We start from the raw sequence: 22848 nt of genomic DNA on the forward strand, positions 1-22848 counted from the left end.
GGTCCGCCGGGGGTCCTGTCAAACTTGCCAAGATTGCTCGCTTGACCGATGCTGTGGAACAGGGGGCGCCGCGGGACCGTTGGCTTGCGCGACAGACATCAGCGAAAGACAATCGACGTGGGCGAACAACAGGCAGGGCTGGCGACCGCCGGGTCGATTTTTAGACCGGACGACACGTGCTGGCGGATCGAACGCGCCAGCCGTCTGGCCTTCATTTTCGATGCGGCCGACTATTTCAAGATGCTGCGCAAGGTCATGCTGTCCGCCAGACGCGAACTGCTGCTGATCGGCTGGGATTTCGATTTCGAGATCGAGATGTATCCCGGCGAGAGCGACGATGACGGCTGCGCGCCCGACGGGATGCCCAACCAGCTTGGCGCCTTTCTGGAAGCCGTCGTGAAGCAGGCGCCCGATCTGAACATCTATATCCTGAAATGGAACGGCGCCGTGCTGGCCGCACCGGGGCGGCTTCTGCCGACGCTGGCGCTGCATGTCTTCGGCGATGACCGCATTCATTTCGCGCTGGACGGGCATCATCCCTTTGGCGCGTGCCATCATCAGAAGATCATCGTCGCGGACGATGCCTTTGCGTTCTGCGGCTGCATCGACGCCACCGAAGACCGGTGGGACACGCCCGCACATCGCCCCGACGATCCCCGCCGGGTGCGCAAGGACGGCTCGCCCTCGGAACCCTGGCACGATGTCACCTCGGCGCTGACCGGCCCCGTCGCCAGCGCCTTGGCAGAGCTGTCGCGCATGCGCTGGTTGCGCGCGACGGGCGATACGCTGTCGCGGCCCGATGTGTCGGAGGCCGAGATCTGGCCGGACACGCTGGAGGTGGCGGCACGGGACATCGACGTCGCCATCGCGCGGACCGAGCCCCCCTATGATGGCGCGCCGATGATCAACGAGATCGAGCGGCTGTACCTTGCAAGTATCGAAATGGCGCGTGACACGATTTATATCGAATCTCAGTACTTCGCGGCGGACACCATCTGTGATGCCATCGAACGCCGCCTGAAAGAGGACGGCGGTCCCGAAGTGATCGTCATCAATCCGGAGGCGGCCCTGTCCATTGTGGAAGACAAGGCGATGCACACCCTGCGGAGCCGCATGATCGACAGGCTGACACAGGTGGATCATCAGGACCGGTTCCGGATCTGGAACCCGGTCAACAGTGCCGCACAGCCGATCTATGTCCACGCCAAGATCATGATCGTGGACGACACGCTGTTGCATATCGGGTCCAGCAATCTGGACGACCGTTCCATGGGGTTCGACACGGAATGCGATATCGCCATCGCGGACAGGCCCGACGTGATCTCGGACTTTCGCAGCACGCTGTTGTGCGAGCACCTCGATACGACGCGGCAGGTTCTGGACGAGACATTGCAGCAGACCGGCAGCCTGATCGCCACGATCGAGACGCTGAATGCGGCGCAGGGGCGCGGTTTGCGGCGCATCATGCCCCTGCAGGAAGAGCCGGTCGGCTGGTTTCTGGCCAACACCCGCCTGCTGGACCCGCGTTATTATGCCAGTCAGGCCGCATCCGCCGGTGAGGGGATCAGACCCCGGCATCTGGCCCTGATGGCAGGGGGTGCCGCCTTGGGGTTCCTGAGTTGGAAGGCCTGGCAGCGCTGGATCCGGTCGCGACGATAAGGCGCCAGCCGACGCGCTGACCTTTGTTGGCAGGACGACCGTCGCTTACCCGATCAGACCCCGTCGGACCAGATTGACGCCTGCGACGATTAGAACGATCAGCGTGACCTTGCGAAACAATGCCTGATCGAACCTGTCGCCAAGGCGGAAGCCTGCCAGCATGCCCAGCATGGCTGGCAGCACCAGCAGCGCCGACAACTGCCATGTGTGCCCGTTCAGCACGCCCGATTGCAGGTGTCCCAGGAACAGCATCACCGACCCCAGACCGTAGATGACGCCCTGCACCGCCATCTGCCGGTCGCGCGGCGTTTCCAGCGCCAGCAGATACAGCACCGTCGGCGGCCCCCATGTGCCGGCCAGCCCACCCAGCGTGCCGGCGGCCAGACCTGACCCCCATTCGAACGGGCGCCGCCAGCGCGGACCGATGACGGGTTTCCAGCCCAGCAGTTGCACGACGCACAGGGCCACGACCGGCACGCCCAGAATCACGAACATCGCATCCGCCGAGATCACGGTCAGGAATTGCGCCGAAATCAGTATCATCACGCAGACGATCAGCAGATAGCGCCAGTGTTCGACGACCGCCGCCCGCGCCGGGCCCAGACCGGATCGCGCGATCTGCCAGCCATTGCTGACGAGGATCGGCAGGATGATGCCGGCGACAACCAGTTGCGGATTGATCAGGATTCCCATGCCAGAGATCATGATCAGCGGCATCGCAAAGCCGACGGCGCCTTTCACGAACCCGCCAAGCAAGGTCACGAGACAGGCGAAAACAACGAGGTGAAGCGGCAATACGGCAAGGATGTCTGTCATGATGGGCGCACTTTGCTGGATTATGATTGCCGCCGCCACGGCAAATCGACCGCGACATTTTCGTAATTTAAGGAATTGTTCTGCGCATGATTATTGCGCTGCGACTGCAAAGTCGCTATCTCTGCATCTGCAAACCAGCGAGGATTCGACCATGGCCGACGGACAGACCCCGATCAACGACAACGCTGTGCTGGCCGATCTGTGCGCCCTGACCCGCGCCAGCCTGCCTGCCGTCGATGCGGTTTTCGCCTCTGCCAAGGCCTCGGTCGGCGCGATGGTCAGTGAGGGCGGCCGCGTCTCGGCCCGGTTGATCGACATGCACCAGACCGCCGCCCACGGGCTGGCGTGGCTTGCGACCTATCATCAGGCGCTGCACCAGATGCAGGCCTGGGCCGACCGCCTGACCGCCGCCGACCGGTTCACCGAGGTCGAGCGCCTGATCCTGCAGATCGCCTTTGGCGAATACCTGTCGCAGATCGCGGGCGGCATCCAGATGAACCAGACAGAGGTCGTGCGATACGCAGACCTTGGGCTGACCCGCGCCGATCTGGCCCCCCTTGACGCAACCGCGCCCGCAGCCCTGATGATGCGCGGCAATACGCAGGCCGCGCGCACGCAGCTTGCGCAGCTGATGCAGGACCGCAGCGCAGAGCTGACGGTCGGCGCCTCCGGCCTTGATGAAGAGCTTGAGATGATCCGCGACCAGTTCCGCCGGTTCAGCCGCGAAAAGGTCGAACCCTTTGCCCACGACTGGCACCTGAAGGACGAGCTGATCCCGCTGGCGATCATCGACGAGATGGCCGAGATGGGCGTTTTTGGCCTGACGATCCCGGAAAACCTTGGCGGGTTCGGCCTGTCGAAATCCGCGATGTGCGTCGTGTCCGAAGAACTGTCGCGCGGCTATATCGGTGTCGGATCGCTGGGCACCCGGTCCGAGATCGCGGCGGAACTGATCCTGTGCGGCGGCACCGACGAGCAGAAATCCCAGTGGCTGCCGAAACTCGCATCCGGTGAAATCCTGCCGACCGCCGTCTTCACCGAACCCAACACCGGGTCCGACCTTGGCGCCCTGCGCACACGCGCGGTCCGCGACGGTGACGACTGGCAGATCACCGGCAACAAGACCTGGATCACCCACGCCTCCCGCACGCACGTCATGACCGTGCTGGCCCGGACCGAACCCGACACGACCGACTATCGCGGATTGTCGATGTTCCTCGCCGAAAAGACCCCCGGCACCGATGAGGCCCCCTTTCCCGACGCCGGTATCACCGGAGGAGAGATCGAGGTCCTCGGTTATCGCGGCATGAAGGAATACGAACTGGCGTTCGACGGCTTCAAGGTGAAGGGCGAGAACCTGCTGGGCGGCGAGACCGGCAATGGATTCAAGCAGTTGATGCAGACCTTCGAGTCCGCCCGCATCCAGACCGCCGCCCGCGCGATCGGCGTGGCCCAGTCCGCGCTGGACGAAGGCATGAAATACGCGCAGGACCGCAAGCAGTTCGGCCAGTCCCTGATCGCCTTCCCCCGCGTATCCGGCAAGTTGGCGATGATGGCGGTCGAGATCATGGTCGCCCGTCAGCTGACCTACTTCAGCGCCCACGAAAAGGACGCCGACCGCCGCTGCGACCTGGAGGCCGGGATGGCCAAGCTGCTGGGCGCCCGCGTCGCATGGGCCTGCGCCGACAATGCGCTGCAGATCCACGGCGGCAACGGTTTCGCGCTGGAATACAAGATCAGCCGCATTCTGTGTGACGCCCGAATCCTGAACATCTTCGAAGGGGCCGCCGAAATTCAGGCGCAGGTCATCGCGCGACGTCTGCTGTCCTAACCGGCATTGACCGCACGCGGCAGCCCAAGGCGCGGGTGCAACCGGCCCGCGACAAGGAACCCTGCCGCCAGCCCGATGCCACAGGCCGCAAAAACGACCGATACCGGACCCGCAAGCAGGATCAGCGAGGCCGCCGCTGGCGTGGCGATGCCAGAGGCGTCGCGGAAAGTGGCATAGACGGCGACCATCTCCGTCCGCTCTGCCGGGCGGACGGCCATCAGGAACGGCAGGCCGCCACAGACGTCCAGCAGGACCAGCGCGACCGATGCGCCCATGATGCAGGCGACCGTGACGGCCGGGACGCCGGACATCAGGAAACCCAGCATGAACAGGCTGGACGCGACCGCAAATCCGGTCCGCACCGCAGCCCGCACACCGAATTTCCGCACCTGACGCAGCATCAATGGCGTGGTGAACAGCAGCGCGTTGCTCAGGCTTAGCGCGATGGCACCGACCTTGTCGCCAAGGCCCGCCTCGATGCAGAAGATCGGCAGGTAGACGATATAGACCCACCAGCCGCAGGACCGCATGACGGCAAAGAACCAGCCCGCGATCAGCCGGGGCTGTGCCGCGAACCGGCCAAGGTAGGCCAGCGGGTTGGGGGCGGGCGCCCGCGCCCGCGTGATCTGTCGCCCGTTGCCCAGACGCAGGCGCCAGAACACCGCCACCAGCACCAAGTTAAAGCAGCCCGCCAGAATGAACGGCGCAGGTTCCCACCAGTTCAACAGGGTCACGCCCAGAATGGGACCGACGCTCCATGGAATGGCGCTGTAGACCATACGCATGGTTTCGTTCCGGCTCAGGTCCAGCCGACTGATGTAGTCGAGGACGTAGGCATTCAGGCACACGGTGAACGTCACCGTACCCATCGCGTTGAACAGCAGGACCAGCGCCTTCAGCATCGGGCCGCCGGTCAGGGCCAGCGTGATCCCCGTCGCGTAGAACGCACAGGCCAGCGTCACCATCCAGCGGCGCGGCACCCAGCGCGCCACGAAGGGCACCATCAGCCCGACGCACATCGACCCGATGCCGACGCACAGATAGATGCGGCTGACGATCGCCGCATCACCGAAGGCGCGGTAGATCACCAGTGGCATGACCGACAGCAGGGATGCGCGGATACAGGCCTCCAGCGCCGCCAGAAGGGCAAAGTCCGCGATTTTCGGCGTGGGGGCGTGGGTCAGATAAAGGGGGGCGCGGGGCGCGATCATGACGCAAAGTCCTTGTCAGGCCTCAGCGAGTGACACGATGCACCACCTGCATCTATGCCGAATGCGACACGCGGTGTCGATTACGCATCCCTGACGCCCTTCAGCAGGCGATCATCGCAGGTATCGCCATGCAGGACACTGACATCGCCCGTCGGTTCGAACACGACGGCCCGCACCTTGGAGAAGTCCAGCGCGTTCGCCTCGCGCAGCTTGCCGATCAGGTCGCCTTCGGTCATGCCCGCGCCGCGCAGGTTGTCATGCAGGATCACCCCGTCGCGCATGATCAGCAAGGGGTCGTTGTCTGTTGCGTCGACGACGCCCTTGATCCGCGACCGGGCATGGGCAATGGCGGTCTGCACGACAAACAGGGTGACCAACGTCAACCCGCCATGCCAGAAGGGCGTCCCCGGCGACATCGCCGTCGCCGCCAAAACGGACCCGATCGCCACCGTCACGGCGAAATCGAACCCCGACATCTTGGAAAACGACCGCAGGCCGAAGATCCGTGTCAGCGTCACGACCAGCGCAACGGCCACGATGGTCCGCACGATGATTTCCAAGATATCCGACATGACGTTCCCCTGCTGATGTGACAGGAACACGTCAGACCCATTGATCGTTCCACCCCTGATGATTTGCCTGATCGGATCCCTGCCGTGTCCCAGACGATTTTACTGACCGGCATCACCGGCTTCATCGCAAAGGCCATTGCGGCCGATCTGTTGAACGCCGGATACGCCGTGCGGGGGTCGCTGCGCAGTCCTGACCGCGCGCAAGAGGTCAGGGACGCCATCGCACCCCGCCTGACAGACCGCGCCAGCCTGACACGGCTGTCCTTCGTCACATTGGACCTGATGGCGGATGACGGTTGGGACGCGGCGATGGAGGGGGTCGCTGCCGTCATCCACACCGCCTCGCCCTTTCCCGCCAAGACACCCGCGCACGAGGCCGACCTGATCCGCCCCGCCGTCGACGGTGTGCTGCGCGCGCTGCGGGCCGCCGAGGCTGCCGGCGTCAGGCGCGTCGTGATGACGTCATCGACCGCCGCCATCATGCAGCGCGATCTGCCAGACGGCACGACGGTAACGGCAGAGATGTGGTCGGACCTGAACCACGTCAGCATGACGGCCTATGCCAGATCCAAGACGCTGGCCGAACGCGCCGCCTGGGATTTTGCCGAACAGCACCCATCGATGCAGCTGACTGCGATCAATCCCAGCCTCGTCATCGGCACGCCCCTCGACCGTCATTACGGCACATCTTTGGGTGTCATCGCACAGATGATCTCGGGCAAGTTGCCCCTGATGCCGAATGTCGGTTTGGCCCTTGTCGATGTGACCGACGTGGCGCAGGCCCACGTCGCGGCCCTCAAAGCGCCCCACAGCATCGGTAAGCGCATCCTGCTGGTGTCGGACTACGTCATGGCGCGCGATCTGGTCGCGATGCTGCGGGACGCGGCACCACAGGCCCGCCTGCCCCGCGTCGCGGTGCCACGGCTGGTGGCCCGCGCCATCGGCCTCGTCTCGCCGCAGGTGCGCAGCCTGGTGCCGCTGATCGACAAGACGCTGCACATCGACAACGCGCCGGCCCGCGATCTGCTTGGTATCGCCTTCACGCCCCCGGCAGGGGCGGTTGCCGCGACGGTGTGCGCGCTGAACGCCTAGCCGGCGCGCCCGATCGCCTCCAGCAGGCGGGCGCGGGCGCCGGGCATCTCTGCCCCACCCAGCGAGCGCAGCAAGCGGCGTTCGATGAAATACCCGGTGGTCCCAAGGGCCAGCACGATCTCGGCAGCACTTGCGTCGCCCTTCCCTGCCAGCACAGGCGGCAGCGGCAACAACCGGTCAGCCCAATCGCCGGCCGCCTGACGGCTGACCGCCCGACCGGACCGGGGAGAGACGAAAGCCAGATCCTCGTTCACTCCACGCACGGCGCAGGCACTCAGGTCCAGACCAAACCCCATGGCCTCAAGCAGCGCCTGTTCCCATTGCAGGTAGGCCAGCGGCCAGACGTCGCCCTGCCCCAGCAAGTCCAGCAGTTGCACGGTCCGGTCGTAAAGCGGCAGATGGGCTTCGCGTTCCGGCAAGACGACGGCCAGCAAGGCGCAGACCGCGTTCAGGCCCGCCAGCGCCAGCCGGTCGCCCATCGCCTGCGCGGACCGGCTGCGCAACGGCTCGACGGTAAAGGCACCCAGATGCTCGTCCAGCCGCGCCTTCCACGTCAGCGCTACCTGCGCGCCCGGCTGCAGCATCGGCGCGATCCTGCGGCTGACACCGCCCCGCACGACGCCCGCATGGCGCCCGTGCCCAGGCGTGAAGACCTCGATGATCGCCGAGGTCTCGCCATGCGGGCGTACCCGCAAGACCGCACCTTCATCCTGCCAGCTGATCATGCCCCGATCCTCCCAGCGCGCGCCGGCCAAAGCCATCCTGTGCAGCGGCTGCGCAAACCGCCCGCCTCTCTCTGTTTTTCAAATATCCCCGCCGGAGGCTTGGGCGCCGCAGGCGGCCAATTCAGGTCAGTCCTGGCTGATCCAGCAGGTGCCGGCCCTGCCGGTCCTCGACCTCGATCACCCACAGGTCGCTGTCAAAACCGCGCTGCCGCGCGATCGAGGCATCGACCTCGCGCTCGGCGCCCTCTGACAGCGTCACCCAGACCCGCTCACCGCTGAGTATGTCGAAGGACCGCGTAAAGGCCGTCGCCCGTCCGTCCAACGTGTTCAGCTTGACCAGCACCGCCCCCGCCGTTCCGTCGCCCCGCGCCACGACGAAGGCCGGGATATCCATCACGCGCAGTCGCGCAAGGTAGGCACTGACCCAGATCTCCGCCGTCAGGCGCGGCTCAGGCATCGCCATCCTTGAAGTCGAGCCCCATCTCGTCGTAGCGCTCCTTGTCCTCCAGCCAGTTGGCGCGGACCTTGACCTGCAGGAACAGATGCACCTTGCGGCCCAGCAGTTCCTCCATCTCGACGCGCGCCGCCTGTCCCACGGCCTTGATCGTCTCGCCCTTGTTGCCAAGGACGATCCCCTTGTGGCCGTCGCGGATCACATAGATCAGCTGGTCGATCTTCGCGGACCCGTCTGGCCGCTCTTCCCAGTTTTCGGTCTCGACCGTCAGCTGGTAGGGCAGTTCCTGATGAAGGCGCAGGGTCAGCTTTTCGCGCGTCATCTCTGCCGCGATGTTGCGCAGCGGCGAGTCAGAGATTTCGTCATCGGGATAAAGCCACGGACCAGCGGGCACCGCACCCGCCAGCCAATGCTTCAGCGTCTCGCAGCCATGACCGCGCTCGGCCGAGATCATGAAGGTTTCTTCAAACGCATAGGCCTCGTTCATCTGCTGCGACAGTTGCAGCAGCGCCTCTGACTTCACCCGGTCGATCTTGTTGATCGCCAAGGCGACCTTAGCCTTGCCGACGCGAGAGGCCAGAACATCAAGGATGCCCTTGACCCCTGCGGTGATGCCGCGGTTCGCCTCGATCAGCAGCACGACGACGTCGGCGTCGCCCGCCCCGCCCCATGCGGCGGCGACCATGGCGCGGTCAAGACGCCGCTTGGGGGCAAACAGGCCCGGCGTATCGACGAAGACCAGCTGGCTTTGTCCGTCCTGCGCCACACCCCTGATCCGCGCACGGGTCGTCTGGACCTTGTGCGTCACGATGCTGACCTTGGCGCCGACCATGCGGTTCAGCAGCGTGGATTTGCCGGCGTTCGGCTCTCCGATCAGGGCGATGAAACCCGCGCGTGTGTTTTCCGTCATGGTCCGACCCTTTCCAGCAGCGCCTGTGCGGCCGCTTGTTCCGCCTGCCGCTTGGCCCCGGCGGTCGCCTCGGCGTGCTCGCCCGTTTCCAACGTCACGCGAATGGTAAAGACGGGCTGGTGATCCGGCCCGGTCCGCGCGACCTCGGTATAGACAGGCGGTGGCGCGCCCCGCGCCTGCGCCCATTCCTGCAGCGCCGTCTTGGCGTCGCGGGCATCGGCGGCCACGGTACCGACCAGCGGTTGCCAGTGTTTCAATATCACGCGCCGGGCCGCATCGAAACCCGCGTCGTTGTAGACCGCGGCAATCACGGCTTCCATGGCATCCGCCAGCAGCGCTTCCTTGCGACGACCGCCGGACTGCATTTCGGACCGGCCCAGTTTCAGCACCTCGCCGATGCCGATCTGGCGGGCGACGTCGGCACAGGTCTCGCGCCGTACCAGCGCGTTGTAGCGGGGGGCGAGCAGCCCTTCGGGTGCACCGGGATCGGCCTGCAACAGTGCCTCTGCGATCACCAGACCAAGGACCCGGTCGCCCAGAAATTCCAGCCGCTGGTTGTCGTCGCGATGCACGCTCGACATGCTGGAATGCGTGACCGCGCGCACGAGGAGGGCGGGGTCGGCGAACTCATGCCCCAGCCGGGCGGCAAAGCCCGCGAGCTGGGCCGAGAGCTTCACTCGATTCCCTTGAAGAAGCGGTCGGACCGCCACGTCCAGAATGCCAGCATCGACCGCCCCGCGGACGAAAAGATCACGCGGTCGGCCCGGCCCACGATATCCTCGCGCGGCACGAAGCCCACGCCGCCCAGCGACTGCGGCACACGGCTGTCGGTGGAATTGTCGCGGTTGTCACCCATGAAGAAGAAGTTGTCAGCGGGCACCGTGTAGACGCCGGTGTTGTCCAGACCGCGGTTGCCGATGTTCAGGATGTCGTGGGTCACGCCTTCGGGCAGTGTTTCGCTGTAGCGTTCCTTGATGCAGGCGGCACCCGGACCAACCGGCGCATTGGCGCAGGCGGGCATCGACTGCTCTGGTCCCTGCGGGGCATAGGTCTCGGTGAAGACACCGTCGTCGGCGACGACGACGGGTGTCCCGTTGAGGTAGAGCAGCCCGTTCTTCATCTGGATCTGGTCGCCCGGCAGGCCGATCAGCCGCTTGATGAAATCGCGGCCCGTGACCGGGTGGCGGAAGACGACGACGTCGCCACGCTCCGGATCCGACCCGAACAGGCGGTCGGTCTTGCCCTTGAACATGCCGCAGAAATCGTCGGCGCCGATATCGACGTTTAGCGCGGGGATCAGGATCGACGGGCAGGAGGCGTAGGAATAGCCGTAGGCCATCTTGTTCACGAAAAGGAAATCGCCGATCAGCAGCGTGTCCTTCATCGAGCCTGACGGGATCCAGAAGGGCTGGAACAGGATCGTGCGGAACGCGCCTGCGATCAGCAGCGCATAGACGACGGTCTTGACCGTCTCGATCACGCTGCCCATCACGCCAGTCTTTTCGGCCATCACACATTTCCCGTTCAACGCATTGCCCGGCTACATGATCCCACCCGTGCCCCCTGTCAAGGCAGAGCGCTTCGGCCTGCGATGCGATGATTTTTCGTAGAAAAATCGGGGGCCCTACAGCGGACGCGCCTCGATCAGCACGAACGCCTGCGCCCAGGGGTGATCGTCGGTCAGCGTCACATGGATGACCGCGGCGTGCCCGGGCGGTGTCATCTCGTCCAGACGGGCCTTGGCCCAGCCGGTCACCTCCATCACGGGCTGGCCGGTATGCAGGTTGCTGACCGCCATGTCCTTCCAGGCAATGCCCATCCGCAGGCCGGTGCCCAGCGCCTTGGAACATGCTTCCTTCGCGGCCCAGCGCTTGGCATAGGTGCCGGGGGTATCCGCCCGCCGCTCGGCCTTGCGCTGTTCGACTTCGGTGAACACACGATTGCGGAACCGGTCGCCGAACCGGTCCAGCGTGCGGGCGATGCGGTCGATGTTGGCCAGATCCGTGCCGATGCCAAGGATCATGCGGACTCCACGTCGGCGACCAGAATATCCTCGCACAGCGCCATCAGCCGCGCGCCCAGCGCCTTGTGGCGCGGATCGTCTGCATAGACCGCCAGCGCCAGACTGTCGTGAAATTGCGCAGTGAAGCCATGCGCAAAGGCCGGCGAGCGGCCTTCGTAGTCCCGGTTCGGCCCGTGGCGGAAGGCGGTAAAGCCCTTGATGTCGCCCACCAGTGCCGCGAGGCCGTCCATGACCGCGGCCAGTGCGATCGCGTCGTGATCGGGTTTGAGGTGCAGCAAGACGATATGGTCGATCATTCCGCCGCCCCCGGTGCATAGATATGGCCGATGCGATCCTCTTCGATGCCGCCCAGAAACCAGAAGGCACCGTCGCAGGCGCGCTGGAAATCAGCGATTCGCATCTGCGGAAAGCGAAAGAAGGCCGCGTCCGCATTGTCCTGCTGCGCCCCGAAGACGACCCGGTCGATCTGGGCCCAGCGCATCGCGCTCAGGCACATCTCGCAAGGCTGGCAGGAGGCGAGCAACGTGCAGCCCGACAGGTCGCGGGTGCCAAGGATGTCGGCGGCCTGCGCCATCGCCACGACCTCTGCATGGCGGGACACGTCATTGGTGTCGCCGACTTCGTTGCGGGCCTGCACGATGATCCGGCCATCCTTCACGATGGCCGCGGTAAAGACGATGTCGCGCCCGTCGGCGTGCAAGTCCAGCGCATGGTCCGCGACCTTGCGCATGGCGTCCCGTTCCGTGTCGGTCATCCGCATGTCAGGCATCCTGTGTTCGTGCGGCATCCATGCAACGGCGCATTTCCGCGATGGCATCCGGCAAGCCGCGAAAGATCGCCTCGCCGATGATGAAATGCCCGATGTTCAGCTCGCGCACCTCGCGCAGGGCGGCAATGGGTCCGACGCTGTCGTAGGTCAGGCCGTGGCCCACGTGGATTTCAAGGCCGAGGGAATGGCCGTAGGCTGCCGCCTCTGTCAGGCGCTTCAGTTCGCGGTCGCGGTCATCCCAGCGGCCTTCGGCCCAGGCATCGGCGTAGGCGCCGGCGTGCAGTTCGATCACGGGGGCGCCGATGCGCGCGCTCGCCTCGACCTGATCGCGGTCGGCGGAGATGAACAGGGACACCCGGCACCCGGCATCGCGCAAAGGCGCGATGTAATCGCCCAGCACGTTCGCCTGACGCGCCACTTCCAGCCCGCCTTCCGTCGTGCGCTCTTCGCGTTTTTCGGGCACGAGGCAGACCGCGTGCGGCTGGGTCGCCAGCGCGATGCGCTGCATCTCGGCGGTCGCGGCCATCTCAAAGTTCAGGGGCACGCGCAGCGCCGCCTTCAGGCCCGCCATGTCGGCGTCGCGGATATGGCGGCGGTCTTCGCGCAGGTGGGCGGTGATGCCGTCGGCGCCGGCATCCTGCGCCATCAGGGCGGCCCGGACGGGGTCGGGATTGTCGCCGCCACGCGCGTTGCGCACGGTGGCGACGTGGTCGATGTTCACACCCAGTCGCAGTTTGTCGGTCATCGCGTCACTCCATTCTTTTGGCGCATAGTTAGCGCGCCGCCGGGCCGTCGCCATCCCGCGGCTTGGGTTGGGCCAATTGGCTCAGTTTCGCCTTCAGGACGTTGCGACGCCGCTTTTGATAGGCCTGCAGGACCGGAACCGACAGATAATACGCCGCCGTTGCGGTCACGACGCCCGGCAGGATCCCACCGATCATGTAGGGATAGAAGATGTCAAAATAGAAGATCGACAGCCCGTGCCAATCCATCGTTTCGGGGGTGAAGATCGCCACGACATTATGCCAAAGATCGGCGCCCGCGTCGGAAAACTTTTGGCCCAGCGACGACATCGGCCCCCGCGGCTTGCGCCCCAGCAGCCAATGACCGGTCCCCAGCGAGACGGCGGCGATCGGCAGATAGGTCAGCGGGTTGCCGAAGAACGTGGCCATCAGGGCAGCGAGGAAGTTGCCACGCATCAGCTTGGCGATGATCGCCGCGACGATGAAGTGCAGGCCATAGAACGGAGTGAATGTCGTGAAGACGCCCGCCCAGATTCCGCGCCCGATCTTTTCGGGCGTGTCCGGCAGGCGGCGGACGCGGTGCTTGACGTAGGAAAAGGCACGACGCCAGCCCCCCTGCGGATACAGGGCGCGGGTCACGACCTTCCACGCCGGCCGCCTGTCCCTGCGCTTGAACACGGGTGTCGTCCTTTCCCCGGGCCTCAGCCCGCGCGTTGCGCCCCGGATTGTCCGGGGTCGCGGTGCCGGCTGATCCCCGACACGTGACTGTCCGCCTCGACCGCCGTCATGACCCGGTGCAGGTGTTCCACGTCGCTCAGGTCGATGTCGATCAGCAGGCGGTAGTAGTCGGGCTTGCGGTCGATGAACTTCAGATCAGAGATATTGGCCTTCTGTTCCCCGATCAACGTGCAAATCCGGCCCAGAACGCCGGCATCGTTGGTGATCGAGATGTCGAACGTCACGGTGTTGATCGCGCGGTGCTGGCCATCCTCCCAGCGCAGATCGACCCAGCGTTCGGGCTGATCTTCGAAATCCGCAAGGGCGGCGCAGTCGATGGCATGCACGACGACACCTTGGCCCCGGTAGGTGATGCCGACGATGCGTTCGCCCGGGACCGGCTGGCAGCAGGCCGCGCGCTGGTGGCTCTGGTCGGCGGCGAGACCGACGACAGCGCGATTGGCGTCGATTTCGTCCCCGGTCCGTGTTGCAAGATCAGGATAGATTGCACGCACGATGTCCCGCGCGGTGATCTCGGCGCTGCCGAGGCTTGCGAGCATGTCGTCGACGCCGTCCAGCGCCAGCGCCTTGGCTGCGGTGCGCAGGGCCTTTTCAGTGAGCCGCTTGCCGACGTTTTCGAAGGCGACCCGCGCCAGTTCGCGTCCCAGCCGCACGAACCGTTCGCGGTCCGCCTCGCGCAGGGACCGCCGGATCGCGGTCTTGGCACGGCCCGTCGTGGCGATGTCCATCCACGTCACCTGCGGCTTCTGGCCTTCGGCGGTGATGACCTCGACGCTTTGCCCGTTCTTCAGGCGCGTCCACAGGGGCACACGGATGCCATCAACCTTGGCGCCGACGCAGGCCATGCCGATCCGGGTGTGGATCGCAAAGGCAAAGTCGATGGGCGTGGCGCCGCGCGGCAGCTTGATGACGTCGCCCTTGGGGGTGAAGCAGAACACCTGATCGGTGAACATTTCCAGCTTCACGGCCTCGAGGAATTCGTCGTGATCCTGATCCTCGTCCAGCCGTTCGGTCAGCTTGGAAATCCATTTCACGGGATCGACGGCAAAGCGGTTTTCCACACGCTCGCCGTTGCGATAGGACCAATGCGCCGCCACACCTGTTTCGGCGACCTCGTGCATCTCGCGCGTGCGAATCTGGACCTCGACCCGCTTGCCGTCGCGGCCAGAGACTGTGGTGTGGATCGACCGGTAACCGTTCGTCTTGGGCTGAGAGATGTAGTCCTTGAACCGTCCCGGCACCGCACGCCAGCGCTGGTGGATCGCACCAAGGACGCGGTAGCAGTCGCCTTCGGTCGCGGTGATGATGCGAAAGCCGTAGATGTCGGACAGGCGGCTGAACCCCATGTCCTTTTCCTGCATCTTGCGCCAGATCGAATAGGGCTTCTTGGCGCGGCCCATGACCTCGGCCTGGATGCCCGCCTTGTCCAGTTCCACACGCATGTCGGCGGTGATGCGCGGCACCACGTCACCCGCCTCGCGCTGCAGCGTGATGAAACGGCGGATGATGCTGTTGCGCCCCTCGGGGTTCAGGACGCGAAACGCGAGATCCTCGAGTTCCTCGCGCATCCACTGCATGCCCATGCGACCGGCCAATGGTGCAAAGATATCCATCGTCTCGCGGGCCTTCTGCGCCTGCTTTTCGGGCTTCATCGACTTGATGGTGCGCATGTTGTGCAGGCGGTCGGCAAGCTTGACCAGCGTGACGCGCAGGTCCTTGCTGGTCGCCATGAAAAGCTTGCGGAAGTTCTCCGCCTCTTTCGTCTCTCGGCTGGTCAGTTGCAGGTTCGTGAGCTTGGTGACGCCGTCCACCAGTTCGGCGATCTCGCGGCCGAAACGGTCGGTGACGATCTTGAAGGATGCCGGCGTATCCTCGATCGTGTCGTGCAACAGGGCGGTGATGACGGTGGCATCGTCCATCTGCATGTCGGCCAGAATCTGGGCGACAGCGATCGGATGCGTGAAATAAGGTTCGCCCGAATGACGGAACTGGCCCTCGTGCATCTCTTCGCCAAAGGCAAAGGCATCACGCAGCAGCGCTTCGTTCGTGCGGGGGTTGTAGGTGCGGACCAGCGCGATCAGGTCGTCTGCAGTCGTCATGCTGGTCCGGCACTTCTTTGTTGTGGGCCGGGAAATGGCCTTTACCGCTGTCCTTGCGCTTCCATCAGCGCGCGCAGCAGCTTTTCTTCGCTCATGTCGTCTTCGACCGGCTTGTCGGCCTCGGCGCCCATCAGCAGCGCCATCGAGTCCTCTTCGGGCTCGTCAACCTCGATCTGGGTCTGGTTCGCTTCGATCATGCGCTCGCGCAGATCGTCCGCCTGCTGCGTTTCCTCGGCGATTTCGCGCAGGGACACGACGGGGTTCTTGTCGTTGTCGCGGGCGACCGTGACGGGCGACCCGGCTGTGATCTCGCGGGCGCGGTGAGCTGCCAGCATGACAAGTTCAAACCGGTTCGGGACCTTGTCGACACAGTCTTCGACGGTAACGCGGGCCATCGGCACACTCCAATTCTGTCCAGGCGTGGATGCAAGCCTTGCTCATACCGCGCCGGGGTGGCGTTGACAAGTCGATTTCCCCGTCCTGTCAAGCCCTCTTTACGCGCCATCCTCGCCGGCATCCAGGGGTACGATGCCGGCCACGTCTGCCGGCGGCAGCGCGTCGCGCATCTGGACCACTGTCAGACCGGTGACCGGGTGCACCCAATCCGGCGCGACTTCGGCCAGCGGCACCAGCACGAAGGCGCGGTCCTGCAGGCGGGGGTGCGGCAGGATCAGATCTTCCGGCCAGCGATGGCGCTGGTCTTCTGGGGCCAGTCCGCGCCACAGCGTCTGCGTCGCCCTGTCGGGCAAGACACATTCGCCGACCCCCAGCAGATCCAGATCAAGTGTCCGCGGCCCCCACCTGACAGACCGCTCCCGCGCTGCCTTGTGTTCGATCGCATGCAGTTCGGCCAAGATGGCATCTGGATCAAGCGTCGTCCGCACCGCCATCGCTGCATTGATGAAATCGGGGCCAATCCCCGGCGGAAAGGCAGGCGTTTTGAACAGCCTGCTGCATCTGGCCCCATCGCCAAACAGACTGACAAGATGTAGCCTGCCAAAAAGTACAGATGACGTCGGGGCATTATGGACGCCGGATGCGTTACTCCCCAATGAAACAAGCGCAATATCGCCGCTCATGTTTACCCCTTCGGGTTGCAAGGACCTACTTCAACACGCATATAACCATCAAGTCGCGGGCAAGACAGCTTGCATCTGCCCTAATCCAGATTAAGAAAAATACCGGACTGTCAGTCCGGAAAAGGACACACAATGTTTTATCGCGACGAGCGCCTCGCGCTTTTTATCGATGGCGCAAATCTTTACGCTGCGGCAAAAGCTCTCGGATTCGACATCGACTACAAACTGCTGCGCCAGGAATTCATGCGCCGTGGCAAGATGGTGCGTGCTTTCTACTATACTGCTTTGCTGGAAAATGACGAATATTCGCCGATTCGGCCGCTGGTGGACTGGCTTCATTACAACGGGTTTTCGATGGTGACGAAACCCGCGAAGGAATACACTGACTCGATGGGCCGCCGAAAGGTCAAGGGCAACATGGACATCGAACTGGCCGTCGATGCGATGGAACTTGCGCCGCACGTCGATCATGTCGTCCTGTTCTCTGGCGACGGCGATTTCCGTCCGCTTGTGGAAGCCCTGCAGCGCAAGGGCGTGCGCGTCTCGGTCGTATCGACCATCCGCAGTCAGCCCCCGATGATTGCCGACGAACTGCGCCGCCAGTGCGACAACTTCATCGAACTGGACGAATTGCGCGATGTCGTCGGTCGCCCGCCGCGTGACACGGTCGACCGCAGCACCGAATCGACCGAGGACGACTGATCGTCGTAGCACCGCCCGGCAACCGGCAGCGTCGGTATCTGGCCCCGACGTCCCCCGCCGACATGGTACTGCAAATGCGGCTGTCAGGCTGTTCCAGAGGACAGCCCTGGACCCTGCCCTGCCTTCACCTAACCGGATAAACTCGCGCCGGAGGCAACCCTTCGGTCCAGCCAACGCCGTTGCACGCCTTTACGCGCACCCGCAGCCCCATTACCTAGAGGACGACACTGGCGGAGAGACCGATGACCAAGCCACCACTGACCCTCTATCTTGCCGCGCCACGCGGATTTTGCGCGGGTGTCGACCGTGCAATCAAGATCGTCGAGATGGCATTGGAAAAATGGGGCGCTCCGGTCTTCGTGCGCCACGAGATCGTGCACAACAAGTTCGTCGTCGATGGATTGCGCGACAAGGGTGCCGTCTTTGTCGAATCGCTTGACGATTGTCCTGACGATCGGCCCGTCATCTTTTCGGCCCATGGCGTGCCGAAGGCCGTGCCGGCCAAAGCCGCAAGCCGCGATATGATCTATGTCGACGCCACCTGCCCACTGGTCAGCAAGGTCCATATCGAGGCCCAGCGCCACGCCGATAACGGATTACAGATGGTGATGATCGGCCACGATGGCCACCCGGAAACCATCGGCACCATGGGCCAGTTGCCGGATGGCGAGGTTTTGCTGGTCGAAACCGTGGCGGATGTGGGCAGCATAGCACCGCGCGATCCGGACCGGCTTGCCTTCGTGACGCAGACCACCCTTTCGGTCGATGACACGATCGATATCGTCGCGGCCCTCAAGGCACGGTTCCCGGCGATCATCGGCCCCCACAAGGAAGACATCTGCTACGCCACGACCAACCGGCAGGAAGCCGTCAAGGCGATGGCACCGAAATGCGACGCCATGCTGGTGGTCGGCGCGCCGAATTCCAGCAATTCGAAGCGGCTGGTCGAAGTCGGTGAAAAGGCCGGCTGCGCCTACAGCCAGCTTGTCCAACGCGCCACAGACATCGACTGGCGCAGTCTGGACGGCATCACCACCGTGGGTATCACGGCCGGCGCATCGGCGCCGGAAGTCCTGATCGACGAAGTCATCGCAGCCTTCGGCGAGCGCTACGACGTCACCGTGGACTACGTCGAAACCGCGGTCGAGACTGTCGAATTCAAGGTGCCCCGGATCCTGCGCGCGCCTGCGTGACAGGCGGATCGGACAGCCGTTCTGCAGGGTGCAAGGCGCAGGCGCCGGGCGTTTCACATTCAGCCTGCGCTGTTCTGATGCGCAGCATGTTCTGATCCATTCGCGCCTCCTCCTTTGATGGACGGATCAGCCACGGGACACTGCTGCTGCCCCTTGTCGGATCATCGCCGCGATCTTCACCGTGACCACCGCGCTGCCAAAGGTGGCACTGCTTCAAACGATCTGTCAGATTGATGGCGTATTCTTCAAGGACTGTTCATGTTCAAATCCATCCCCCGCGCGCCATTGCTTCTGGGTCTTGCAGGCCTGCTGCCATTTCTCTGGGGACTGGCGACCCTGATGATCCCGTCTCTGGGCAATTGGGCCCTGCTGACGCTGGGAGGTCGGTTCACCGCGCCCTTCGTGCAACTGTCCTACGGCACGGTGATCCTGTCGTTCATGGCCGGCGTCCTTTGGGGGTTTGCCACCCGCGACGACGGGTGGAGCGGCTATGCCCTCTCGGTGATCCCGGCCCTCTGGGCTTTCTTCATGGTCGGCGGCGGCCCGACGTCGGCCGCCATGAACCTTGTCATCGGTTACCTGGGATTGCTGCTGCTGGACCTGCATTTCTGGCAGCGCGGCGTGACACCCGCCTGGTGGATGTCGCTCCGCCTGCTGTTGAGTGCCATCGTCGTGGCGTCGCTCCTCCCGCTGGCCTTTTCGTGACAGATCCCCGGACGATCGCCGTCTACGACGCGCGTGCAAACGCCTATGCCGCGCTGGAGACTGACACACCGCGCCCGTCGCTTCTGGCCTTCATCGCCGCCCTGCCGCCGGGTGGCGCGGTGTTGGATCTAGGATGCGGTCCCGGCAGCGCTGCAGCCCATATGATGACTGCGGGCCTGCATGTCGACGCGATCGACGCCTCACAGGCGATGGTCGCGCTGGCCCGGGCGCGCGGTGTCCCGGCCCGCGTCGCGGGTTTCGATGACGTCGCGGGCACTGCCATCTACGATGGCGTCTGGGCCAGCTTCAGTCTGCTGCACGCCCCGCGCACCGATCTGCCGCGCCACATCGGCGCAATCGCCGACGCCCTGCGTCCCGGGGGCCTGTTTCATATCGCCATGAAAACCGGCACCGGCACGCGGCGCGACCCGATCGACAGGCTCTATACCTACGTCACCGAGGCAGAGCTGCGCGGCCTGCTCTGCGATGGCGGCCTGACCCCGGTTGACGTGCGAACGGGGGTGGACAAGGGCCTTGCCGGCACCGATGACCCCTTCATCGTGATCCAAGCCCGGAAAGACCCCCATGCCTGACCTTTTCGCCTATACCGATGGTGCCTGTTCGGGAAATCCCGGCCCCGGCGGCTGGGGCTGCGTGATGATCGCCCGCGAGGGTGATGCCATCGTCCGGCAGCGGGACCTGAACGGCGGGGCCAAGCTGACCACGAACAACCAGATGGAACTTCTCGCCGCGATCTCGGCGCTCGAAAGTCTGACGAAACCCAGCCGGATCACCATCGTGACGGACAGCGTCTACGTGAAGGACGGGATCACCAGCTGGATCCACGGCTGGAAAAAGCGCGGCTGGAAGACCGCTGCCAACAAGCCCGTCAAGAACGAGGATCTGTGGAAGCGCCTTGACGCCGCGACGCAATCCCATGACGTGACCTGGAAATGGGTCAAGGGACATGCTGGCCACGCGGAAAACGAGCGGGCCGACGAGCTTGCCCGCGCCGGAATGGCCCCGTTCAAGCCGTAACCCTGCGTTCCACGTCGCCAGCCGGAGGCTTTTGCCAATGCCCCTCCTCACCGCCCTCGATTACGCCAGTGTCTTCGTCTTCGCCCTGACCGGCGCGTTGGTGGCAAGCCGCGCCCAACTGGATTTGATCGGCTTTATCTTCATCGCGTCCATCACGGCCGTCGGCGGCGGCACCCTGCGCGACGTGATCCTGAACCGGGACACGGTCTTCTGGGTCGCCAACCCGGTCTATATCGGCGTGGCGGCGACCGCCGCCGTCATCGTCTTCTTCACAGCACACCTGCTGGAAAGCCGGTATCGCGGCATCGTCTGGCTCGACGCGCTGGCACTCAGCGTCGCCGTCCCCTCCGGCGTCGGTGCCGCCGTCGCGATGGACATGTCCTCCTCCATCGTCGTGATCATGGGCATCACGACCGGATGCTTCGGTGGCCTGATGCGGGATGTGGTCTGTAACGAAGTCCCCCTCGTTCTCAAACAGGGAGAGCTCTACGTCACCTGCGCCCTTTGCGGCAGCACGGTGGCGGTAGTCCTTCTGGCTGTCACGGGTGCTCTACCCCTGGCGCTTCTGGGCTGTGCCGCGGCGACATGTGCCCTGCGGGCCGGCAGCATCCTCTGGCACTGGCGCCTGCCGGTCTACAAGAGCTTCCCGCCCCGACAGTGATCATCGCCGGGGACGGTGGGCGGGGCGTCGTGGGCGGCGCAGCCGCGTCACGCGCGCCGTCCGCCGTCCCCGCGCCCCGTCAGACCTTCAGGACAATCTTGCCGATATGATTCCCCGCTTCCATCCGGGCGTGGGCACCACTGGCATCGGCAAGCGCGAATTCCTGATCCATCACCGGCCCGACCCGCCCCGCCGCCAGCAGCGGCCAGACGTGGTCGCGCAGCTGGTCCGCGATCCGCGCCTTCGCCAGATCGCTCTGCGGCCGCAGGGTGCTGCCGGTCAGCGTCAGACGTCGGGTCATCATCTGGACCATGTTCAGCTCGGCCTTCATGCCCTGCAGGAACGCGATCTGCACAAGGCGGCCGTCGTCGGCCAGGGCGTTGATGTTGCGCTGGATATAGCTGCCACCCACCATGTCGAGGATCAGGTCCGCGCCACCCTCGGCCTTCACCACCGCAACGAAGTCATCGTCCTTGTAGTTGATGGCGATCTCCGCCCCCAGGTCACGGCACGCTGCCAGCTTGTCGGCGGAACTCGCCGTGGTGAACACGCGCGCACCCAGCACATGCGCCAGCTGAATCGCCGTCGTGCCGATCCCGCTCGATCCGCCGTGGACCAGAAAACGCTCTCCGGCCTGCAGACCGCCGCGCATGAACACGTTGGACCAGACCGTGAAATAGGTTTCCGGCAGGCAGGCGGCATGCTTCATGTCCATGCCCTCCGGCACCGGCAGACAATGCGCCGCGGGGGTCGCGACGTATTCCGCGTAACCGCCGCCGGGCAAAAGCGCGCAGACGGCATCACCCACCTTCAGCGACGCGACATTGGCGCCCACCGCATGCACGGTCCCGGCACATTCCAGCCCCGGGAGGTCGGATGCAGACTTCGGCGGCGCATAATTCCCCGCCCGCTGCAGCGCGTCGGGTCGGTTCACCCCGGCGTAAGCGACCTTGATGACGACCTGGTCCGGCCCCGCCTCGGGCATGGGGCGTTCGCACAGCTTGAGGACGTCCGGGCCACCCGGCGTCGTGATCTCGACAGCCTTCATCGGTCACCTCCCATGCGCCACATGCCGGGCACACGCGGGTCACCGCCGGCCCGCGGCGCCTTGACCATCCCCATCAACCGCCCGAGTGGCGCCGTCAGCGGTTTCAGCAACCGGCTCTCGTTGACCTGTGCCTTCAGCTTTTCGATCTGCATCACCTCTGCAATCCGCCGGTCGATGAAGGCGTCGGTCTCGGCATGTCCCTCGGACTGGTCGCCCAGCCAGAACAGCACGACCGAGGCCCAGACACCCGACAGCGTCGCGCGTTTCGTATACCAGTTCACATCGTCAGAGGTGTCGCCCAGCGCCGTCCAGATCGCATCCGCCGTCCCCCAGATCAGCTTTGCACCGTCGGCAGCCAGATGTGGCAGGGCAAACAGGGCCGTGCCACGCCGCACCGCTTCCTTGTCCTCGATCACGTCAAGACGGACGCGCAACGCATGGGCCACCCATTCGCTGTAGCGCCTGTTGCCACGCGATTCCCGTTTCATGGCGTCAACCATGGCGCGGTCACCTTCGGTGTGAAACAGGGCGGCCAGATCGACGGCACCGCGCGGGCACAGCGCGCGCGCCTGTGCGGGGTCCATCTGGGTCGCATCGATGGCCGCCTTGAAGGTGGCGGGCGACCAGCCGTCGAATGCGACGTTCGGCAGGGCGGCCTCCAGCAGTTGCAGCTTGGCAGGATCGGGGGCTGTCATCGGCATGATAGGTCCTTCGTTCAGGTCACTGGACAAACTAGTGCGGCGCTGCTATGTGCCCACTTCCTGCGAATTATTGCAAATC

27 protein-coding genes are annotated in these 22848 nt (G+C 64.7%); 9 read left to right on the plus strand and 18 right to left on the minus strand.

All coding sequences use genetic code 11. The features are described 5' to 3' along the window. Positions 1–117 precede the first annotated feature (117 nt). Complete coding sequence (locus GLR48_RS02470) at positions 118–1659, plus strand: phospholipase D-like domain-containing protein (protein WP_237058370.1); 1542 nt, start codon at positions 118–120, stop codon at positions 1657–1659. 45 nt (positions 1660–1704) lie between these two features. Here GLR48_RS02470 and GLR48_RS02475 read toward each other — a convergent pair whose 3' ends face one another. Then, a complete protein-coding gene (locus GLR48_RS02475) occupies positions 1705–2475 on the minus strand; it encodes a sulfite exporter TauE/SafE family protein (RefSeq protein ID WP_237058371.1) in 771 nt (256 codons plus the stop codon). Positions 2476–2626: 151 nt separating this feature from the next. Between GLR48_RS02475 and GLR48_RS02480 the strand changes: the two genes are divergently transcribed. After that, on the plus strand, positions 2627–4306 hold the full coding sequence (locus tag GLR48_RS02480) for an acyl-CoA dehydrogenase family protein (protein ID WP_237058372.1): 1680 nt from the start codon (positions 2627–2629) through the stop codon (positions 4304–4306). On the opposite strand, the gene GLR48_RS02485 is transcribed toward GLR48_RS02480, so the two are convergent. After that, positions 4303–5517 (minus strand): MFS transporter, encoded by a 1215-nt coding sequence (locus GLR48_RS02485; protein ID WP_237058374.1) that lies wholly within the window; start codon positions 5515–5517, stop codon positions 4303–4305. The two genes, GLR48_RS02480 and GLR48_RS02485, sit on opposite strands and share 4 nt — an antisense overlap. An 80-nt stretch (positions 5518–5597) precedes the next feature. Continuing rightward, positions 5598–6089: a DUF421 domain-containing protein gene (locus tag GLR48_RS02490; protein WP_237058376.1), complete on the minus strand. Its 492-nt coding sequence runs from the start codon at positions 6087–6089 to the stop codon at positions 5598–5600. Between the two features lie 84 nt (positions 6090–6173). Here GLR48_RS02490 and GLR48_RS02495 point away from each other — a divergent pair, with 84 nt between their 5' ends. Next, a complete protein-coding gene (locus GLR48_RS02495) occupies positions 6174–7181 on the plus strand; it encodes an NAD-dependent epimerase/dehydratase family protein (protein WP_237058377.1) in 1008 nt (335 codons plus the stop codon). Here GLR48_RS02495 and recO read toward each other — a convergent pair. The 13 genes from recO to folK form a co-directional block, all read right to left on the minus strand. Further along, the gene (gene recO, locus GLR48_RS02500) at positions 7178–7906 is read right to left on the minus strand and encodes a DNA repair protein RecO (protein WP_237058378.1); all 729 of its coding nucleotides are present in this window, start codon (positions 7904–7906) and stop codon (positions 7178–7180) included. The genes GLR48_RS02495 and recO overlap by 4 nt on opposite strands. Positions 7907–8027: 121 nt before the next feature. Continuing rightward, positions 8028–8363, minus strand: coding sequence for a DUF1491 family protein (locus GLR48_RS02505; protein WP_237058379.1), 336 nt, complete (start codon positions 8361–8363; stop codon positions 8028–8030). Further along, the gene (gene era / locus GLR48_RS02510) at positions 8356–9270 is read right to left on the minus strand and encodes a GTPase Era (protein WP_237058380.1); all 915 of its coding nucleotides are present in this window, start codon (positions 9268–9270) and stop codon (positions 8356–8358) included. The genes GLR48_RS02505 and era overlap by 8 nt, the downstream gene beginning before the upstream one ends. After that, positions 9267–9947 carry a ribonuclease III gene (rnc, locus tag GLR48_RS02515; protein WP_237058381.1) on the minus strand — a complete coding sequence of 227 codons (681 nt, stop codon included), beginning with the start codon at positions 9945–9947 and terminating at the stop codon, positions 9267–9269. Before rnc ends, era begins: the two co-directional genes overlap by 4 nt. Further along, positions 9944–10780, minus strand: a complete 837-nt coding sequence (gene lepB / locus GLR48_RS02520) for a signal peptidase I (protein WP_237058382.1) — start codon at positions 10778–10780, stop codon at positions 9944–9946. The genes rnc and lepB overlap by 4 nt, the downstream gene beginning before the upstream one ends. A 114-nt stretch (positions 10781–10894) precedes the next feature. Beyond that, on the minus strand, positions 10895–11293 hold the full coding sequence (acpS, locus tag GLR48_RS02525) for a holo-ACP synthase (RefSeq protein ID WP_237058383.1): 399 nt from the start codon (positions 11291–11293) through the stop codon (positions 10895–10897). Continuing rightward, entirely contained in the window at positions 11290–11589 is a 300-nt protein-coding gene (locus tag GLR48_RS02530; RefSeq protein WP_237058385.1) for a Dabb family protein, read from the minus strand. The genes acpS and GLR48_RS02530 overlap by 4 nt, the downstream gene beginning before the upstream one ends. Beyond that, positions 11586–12053 (minus strand): nucleoside deaminase, encoded by a 468-nt coding sequence (locus tag GLR48_RS02535; protein WP_237058387.1) that lies wholly within the window; start codon positions 12051–12053, stop codon positions 11586–11588. Before GLR48_RS02535 ends, GLR48_RS02530 begins: the two co-directional genes overlap by 4 nt. A gap of 1 nt (position 12054) precedes the next feature. Then, the gene (locus GLR48_RS02540; RefSeq protein ID WP_237058389.1) at positions 12055–12807 is read right to left on the minus strand and encodes a pyridoxine 5'-phosphate synthase; all 753 of its coding nucleotides are present in this window, start codon (positions 12805–12807) and stop codon (positions 12055–12057) included. Positions 12808–12835: 28 nt separating this feature from the next. Next, entirely contained in the window at positions 12836–13483 is a 648-nt protein-coding gene (locus GLR48_RS02545) for a DUF2062 domain-containing protein (protein ID WP_237058391.1), read from the minus strand. A 23-nt stretch (positions 13484–13506) separates the two neighbouring features. Further along, positions 13507–15642, minus strand: a complete 2136-nt coding sequence (locus GLR48_RS02550) for a RelA/SpoT family protein (RefSeq protein WP_237058393.1) — start codon at positions 15640–15642, stop codon at positions 13507–13509. Positions 15643–15683: 41 nt separating this feature from the next. Further along, positions 15684–16037 (minus strand): DNA-directed RNA polymerase subunit omega, encoded by a 354-nt coding sequence (gene rpoZ / locus GLR48_RS02555; RefSeq protein ID WP_072857105.1) that lies wholly within the window; start codon positions 16035–16037, stop codon positions 15684–15686. Positions 16038–16136: 99 nt separating this feature from the next. Next, positions 16137–16721, minus strand: a complete 585-nt coding sequence (folK, locus tag GLR48_RS02560; protein WP_237058395.1) for a 2-amino-4-hydroxy-6-hydroxymethyldihydropteridine diphosphokinase — start codon at positions 16719–16721, stop codon at positions 16137–16139. A gap of 132 nt (positions 16722–16853) precedes the next feature. On the opposite strand from folK, the gene GLR48_RS02565 reads away from it, so the two are divergent. The 6 genes from GLR48_RS02565 to GLR48_RS02590 all read left to right on the plus strand — a co-directional run bounded on the left by GLR48_RS02565 (position 16854) and on the right by GLR48_RS02590 (position 21020). Then, positions 16854–17423, plus strand: coding sequence for a LabA-like NYN domain-containing protein (locus GLR48_RS02565; protein WP_237058397.1), 570 nt, complete (start codon positions 16854–16856; stop codon positions 17421–17423). 242 nt (positions 17424–17665) lie between these two features. Beyond that, positions 17666–18616, plus strand: coding sequence for a 4-hydroxy-3-methylbut-2-enyl diphosphate reductase (ispH, locus tag GLR48_RS02570; RefSeq protein ID WP_237058399.1), 951 nt, complete (start codon positions 17666–17668; stop codon positions 18614–18616). 258 nt (positions 18617–18874) lie between these two features. Continuing rightward, positions 18875–19321: a DUF3429 domain-containing protein gene (locus GLR48_RS02575; RefSeq protein WP_237058401.1), complete on the plus strand. Its 447-nt coding sequence runs from the start codon at positions 18875–18877 to the stop codon at positions 19319–19321. Next, entirely contained in the window at positions 19318–19914 is a 597-nt protein-coding gene (locus GLR48_RS02580) for a class I SAM-dependent DNA methyltransferase (protein ID WP_237058403.1), read from the plus strand. Before GLR48_RS02575 ends, GLR48_RS02580 begins: the two co-directional genes overlap by 4 nt. Then, complete coding sequence (gene rnhA, locus GLR48_RS02585; RefSeq protein ID WP_237058405.1) at positions 19907–20359, plus strand: ribonuclease HI; 453 nt, start codon at positions 19907–19909, stop codon at positions 20357–20359. The genes GLR48_RS02580 and rnhA overlap by 8 nt, the downstream gene beginning before the upstream one ends. A 37-nt stretch (positions 20360–20396) precedes the next feature. Continuing rightward, on the plus strand, positions 20397–21020 hold the full coding sequence (locus tag GLR48_RS02590) for a trimeric intracellular cation channel family protein (RefSeq protein ID WP_237058407.1): 624 nt from the start codon (positions 20397–20399) through the stop codon (positions 21018–21020). Between the two features lie 79 nt (positions 21021–21099). Here GLR48_RS02590 and GLR48_RS02595 read toward each other — a convergent pair whose 3' ends face one another. Both GLR48_RS02595 and GLR48_RS02600 read right to left on the minus strand, forming a co-directional pair. Continuing rightward, complete coding sequence (locus tag GLR48_RS02595; protein WP_237058409.1) at positions 21100–22068, minus strand: NAD(P)H-quinone oxidoreductase; 969 nt, start codon at positions 22066–22068, stop codon at positions 21100–21102. Beyond that, positions 22065–22769 (minus strand): COQ9 family protein, encoded by a 705-nt coding sequence (locus GLR48_RS02600; protein ID WP_237058411.1) that lies wholly within the window; start codon positions 22767–22769, stop codon positions 22065–22067. Before GLR48_RS02600 ends, GLR48_RS02595 begins: the two co-directional genes overlap by 4 nt. Between the last annotated feature and the right edge of the window lie 79 nt (positions 22770–22848).

This window comes from Loktanella sp. M215, assembly GCF_021735925.1.
Lineage (GTDB): Bacteria > Pseudomonadota > Alphaproteobacteria > Rhodobacterales > Rhodobacteraceae > Loktanella.